The organism is Streptomyces huiliensis, assembly GCF_020037025.1.
GTDB classification, from domain to species: Bacteria; Actinomycetota; Actinomycetes; order Streptomycetales; family Streptomycetaceae; genus Streptomyces; species Streptomyces huiliensis.
Genome location: NZ_JAIQLH010000430.1, coordinates 1 through 4,661 on the forward strand (window position 1 = coordinate 1; position 4,661 = coordinate 4,661).

Sequence of the window (4,661 nt, forward strand, 5' to 3'; positions counted from 1 at the left end):
GCGGGCCGGTGACTGGAAGCGGGTGGAGCTGCTGCGGCGGGAGGGGCTGCGGCATGGGGACGAGGTGCATCGTGGTTGATGACTGGGTTCCTCAACCGCTCGAACTCATCCTCGACACCGAACTCGACCGGTTCGGCGTCGTTGTCGGGTGGGACCAGGGCAGTCGGCAGATCCCCCTCCGTCCTCTCGCCGGCGGGCGGACCTGGCGGCCGGTGCGGTATCGCCGGGCCACCGCCACCGACAGGCTGCGCGCCCGCGTGAGCGAGTTGAACAAGGAGGGGCGCCCGTGGTGACGGGGTGCGAGGCGTGTCAGTGGTGGGACGCCGTGGTGGGGAGGGCCGAGGTGCGGGCGCGGACCGCCTGGGACCGGTGGGAGCGCGCCACCGCTGAGCGGCAGCGGGAGCAGTACGTCGGCAACAGGGCGGAACACGTCCGGCGGAGTCATGGCGGGCGGCGGCCCGATTCTCCGTTCGGCGGACGGGTGTAGGGGCCACGTGATAGGCAGACGGTGATCGCGTGACGACAGGGAGGGACCGTGCGGCAGAAGGCGAAGATATGGCTGGGGGTCGGGGCGGCGGTGGTCGCGGTCGGCGGGGTCGTCTCGCTGGTCCAGGACCAGGATGACGGCAAGGGGGACCCGGAAGCCAAGCCCAAGGCCGTTGCCTCGGCCCCGGCCTCGTCCGCCGCCGACCCCGCCGCGTCCACGGCCGTCAGCGGCATACCCAGGCCCGACGCGGGCCAGACGGCCCGGCTCGTCGCCGGGCTCCGGGAGGTGCACCCGGGGCTCGTGGTGAAGGAGGACCGGGCGGTCAGCCGGGCCAGGAGCACCTGCGCCGACATCGTGCAGGCCAAGGAACCGGCGGTCGTCCTGAAGAACGCGCGGCTCCGGTTCAGCGGCGGGAACGTGTCCCTCGACGACGCTCAGGCCGACCGGGTCGTGAAGGCGGTGGAAGCGGCGTTCTGCCACTGAGGCAGCCCGTCCGGCGTTTGAGGACGAGCGGCGGGGCCGCGACCAGGGGGTCTGGGGCGCAGCCCCAGGAAACGGTGAAAGGGCGGGACCGGGGCACCACCCCACCCCAGGCGCACACTGGAAGCATGTGCCGCAGCATCAAGACCCTCCGGGCCCCGATCACCCCCGACCCGGGCGAGGACGACATCCGCGCCGCCGCCCTCCAGTACGTCCGCAAGATCTCCGGCTTCCGCGCGCCCGCCGCGCACAACAAGGCCGTCTTCGACGAGGCCGTCGACGCCGTGGCCGAGGCGACGGCGCGGCTGTTGGACGGGCTGGAGGTACGGGGGAGCGGCGGGGTCAGGTCCGCTCCCGCCAGCGGTTCGTGATCGGGAGGCGGCGGTCCTTGCCGAAGCCCTTCGGGGAGATCTTCGTGCCGGGCGGGTACTGCCGCCGCTTGTACTCGGCGGTGTCGACCAGGCGCAGGACGCGCGCCACGAGCTCCTCGTCGAAGCCCTCGGCGACGATCTGCGCGTACCCCCGGTCCCGGTCGACGTACAGCTCCAGGATGCGGTCGAGGACGGGGTAGTCGGGGAGGGAGTCGGTGTCGACCTGCCCGGGGCGGAGTTCGGCGCTCGGGGGCTTGGTGATGGAGTTCTCGGGGATGGGCGGGGTCTCGCCGCGCTCCTCGGCGTGGCGGTTGCGCCAGCGGGCGAGGCGGAAGATGCCGGTCTTGTAGACGTCCTTGATCGGGCCGTACGCGCCGACCGAGTCGCCGTAGAGGGTCGAATAGCCGCACGCCAGCTCGGACTTGTTGCCGGGCGCGAGGACGATGTGGCCCTCCTGGTTGGAGATGGCCATCAGCATCGTGCCGCGCAGCCGGGACTGGAGGTTCTCCTCGGCGAGGCCGGTCAGGCCCAGGGCGCCCATGTAGGCGTCGAACATCGGGGCGATGGGCACGGTACGGAAGTTGAGGCCGGTGCGCCGGGCCAGTTCCTCGGCGTCGGCGATCGAGTGCGCGGAGGAGTAGCGGGACGGCATCGCGACGCCGTACACGTTCGCGGCCCCGACCGCGTCGCAGGCGACGGCCGCGACGAGGGCGGAGTCGATGCCGCCGGAGAGGCCGATGAGGACGCTGCGGAAGCCGTTCTTGGCGGCGTACGCGCGGAGGCCGGTGACCAGGGCCTGGTAGACCTCGGCGTCGTCGTCCAGGTGCTCGGCGACGGTGCCCGGCAGCGCCGGTTCCGCGGCCGGGACCGGGGCCGGGTCGGTGGAGATCGTGACGTGGTCGATCCGCAGGCCGTCGTCCACCGTGCCGGAGGGCGCCGCGGCCGGTGCCTCCGGCAGGTCGACGTCCAGGACCAGGCACGTCTCCTCGAACTGCGGCCCGCGCGCGATCACCCGGCCGTCCCGGTCGACGACGATGGAGTCGCCGTCGAAGACGAGCTCGTCCTGCCCGCCGGTCATGGCGAGGTACGCGGTGGTGCAGCCGGCCTCCTGGGCGCGCTTGCGGACCAGTTCCAGCCGGGTGTCGTCCTTCTCCCGCTCGTACGGCGAGGCGTTGACGGACACCAGCAGCCCGGCCCCGGCCGCGCGGGCGGCGGGCACCCGGCCGCCCTCCTGCCACAGGTCCTCGCAGATGGCCAGCGCCACGTCCACGCCGTGCACCCGGATCATCGGCAGGGTGTCGCCCGGCACGAAGTACCGGAACTCGTCGAACACCCCGTAGTTGGGCAGGTGGTGCTTGGCGAACGTCAGCACGGCCCGGCCGCCGTGCAGCACCGCCGCCGCGTTGAGCGGCGCGCCCGCCGGGCGGCCCAGCCGCGGCCGGGCCTCCTCGCAGCGGTCCAGGTAGCCGACGACGACGGGCAGTTCGCCGAGACCCTCGTCGGCGAGCCGGGCGGCGAGGGCCCGGAGTTCCTCGCGGCTCGCGTCCACGAAGGAGGAGCGGAGGGCCAGGTCCTCGACGGGGTAGCCGGTCAGCGCCATCTCGGGGAAGACCGCGAGGTGGGCGCCCTGTTCGGCGGAGTGGCGGGCCCAGCGGAGGACCGCGTCCGCGTTCCCGGCGAGGTCGCCGACGGTGGAGTCGATCTGGTTCAGTGCGAGACGGAGTCGAGCCACGCCGCCAGTTTAATCGTCTTCCTGACGCGATGGGGGGTGGAAGGGGGCCACCCGGGGCGGACCGGGTGGCCCTCTTCCGCCTGGGTGCGGCTACTTGCGGTAGCCGAGCAGCGTCATCATTCCCGACTCCGCGTGGTACACGTTGTGGCAGTGGAGCATCCACAGGCCCGGGTTGTCGGCGTCGAAGTCCACCTCCAGCCGCTGCCCCGGCAGCACGATCGCCGTGTCCTTGCGCGGCCCGCCGCCCGGCAGCGCGAACGTGTGGCCGTGCAGGTGCATCGGGTGCCACATCGCGCTGCGGTTGACGAACGCGAGCCGCACGCGTTCGCCCGCCGCCACCGGGTAGCGCTCCGACGGCTCGTACCGCCGCCCGTTCAGCGCCCAGTCGTAGCGCTCCATCGAACCCGTCAGCTCGAACGTGAGCGTCCGGTCCGGGCGGCGCTCCTTCAGACGTACGGGCTCCGCGGCCTTCAGCCGGCCCGCGGTGAGCGGCGTGCGGTCCAGCTCGGCCGGGCGGACGTCCGCGGCCGGGGCCGAGCCGCCGCCGGTGCGCAGCAGCGCCAGGGCGGTCCGCTTCTTGCCCTCCGCGAGCGCGGTGAGCGGGAAGACGCCGTCGCCGGCCGTCACCAGCACGTCGTACCGCTCGCCCATGCCCAGCAGGAGCGACTCCGTCTCCACGTGCTCGACCGGGAAGCCGTCCGTGTGGGTGACGGTCATGCGGTGGCCGCCGAGCGCGACGCGGAACGCGGTGTCGCCGCCCGCGTTGACGATCCGGATCCGTATCCGGTCGCCCGGCTTCGCCGTGAAGGTCTGCGGGGCGTCCGGTGTCCGGCCGTTGACCAGGTAGTACGGGTACGCGACGTCGCCCGCGTCGCCGCCGAGGAGGGGGCTGGTGGCGCCCATGAGCATCCGGGACGGGCCGTCGGCGGGGGAGGGGGTGACGGCCGCCATGTGGTGCATGCCGCCCATGCCGCCGCCCCCGCCGTGGTCCATGCCGCCGTGGCCGCCCCCGCCGTGGCCGCCCCCGCCGTGGCCGCCACCGTCCTGGTCCATGCCCTTGGCGAGCTCGGCGAGGACGGCGTCCGGGGTGCTGCCGTCGACCCCGTCCACCCAGTCGTCGAGGACGACGACCCACTCCTTGTCGTACTTCAGCGGCTCCTTGGGGTCCTCGACGATCAGCGGCGCGTACAGGCCGCGGTCCTGCTGCACGCCGGAGTGCGGGTGGAACCAGTACGTGCCCGGGCGGTCGACCGCGAAGCGGTACGTGAACGACCCGCCCGGGCGGACGGGCCGCTGGGTGACGCCCGGGACGCCGTCCATGTCGTTGCGCAGGGCGAGCCCGTGCCAGTGCAGGGACGTCGGCTCGGGGAGGTGGTTGGCGAGGGTGAGCGCGAGCGTGTCGCCCGCGGTGAGCCGGATCTCACGGCCCGGCAGGGCGTCGCCGTACGCCCAGCTGGCGACCTTCCGGCCGCCGAGGTCGAGCGTGGTCGCGGCGGCGGTCAGCTTGATCTCCCGGACCGGGCCGCCGGGCCGGCTTCGCCGCGCCTCGGCGGCGGCGACCTCCTTGCCGTCGGGCGCGACGTAGGCGACG

5 protein-coding genes are annotated in these 4,661 nt (G+C 73.7%); 3 read left to right on the plus strand and 2 right to left on the minus strand.

From position 1 onward, the window contains the following. The 3 genes from JNW98_RS34710 to JNW98_RS34720 form a co-directional block, all read left to right on the plus strand. A partial coding sequence (locus JNW98_RS34710; protein WP_223772260.1) for a hypothetical protein occupies window positions 1-293 on the plus strand: 293 nt, incomplete at its 5' end. Between the two features lie 242 nt (window positions 294-535). Beyond that, complete coding sequence (locus JNW98_RS34715) at window positions 536-970, plus strand: hypothetical protein (protein ID WP_223772261.1); 435 nt, start codon at window positions 536-538, stop codon at window positions 968-970. 125 nt (window positions 971-1,095) lie between these two features. Beyond that, window positions 1,096-1,338, plus strand: a complete 243-nt coding sequence (locus JNW98_RS34720; RefSeq protein WP_223772262.1) for a DUF2277 domain-containing protein — start codon at window positions 1,096-1,098, stop codon at window positions 1,336-1,338. Here the strand turns inward: JNW98_RS34720 and JNW98_RS34725 are convergent. Together JNW98_RS34725 and JNW98_RS34730 are read right to left on the minus strand one after the other, a co-directional pair. Beyond that, window positions 1,310-3,070: an NAD+ synthase gene (locus tag JNW98_RS34725; RefSeq protein WP_223772263.1), complete on the minus strand. Its 1,761-nt coding sequence runs from the start codon at window positions 3,068-3,070 to the stop codon at window positions 1,310-1,312. The genes JNW98_RS34720 and JNW98_RS34725 overlap by 29 nt on opposite strands. A 90-nt stretch (window positions 3,071-3,160) precedes the next feature. After that, the coding region (locus JNW98_RS34730) for a multicopper oxidase family protein (RefSeq protein ID WP_223772264.1) at window positions 3,161-4,661 on the minus strand (1,501 nt) is incomplete at its 5' end.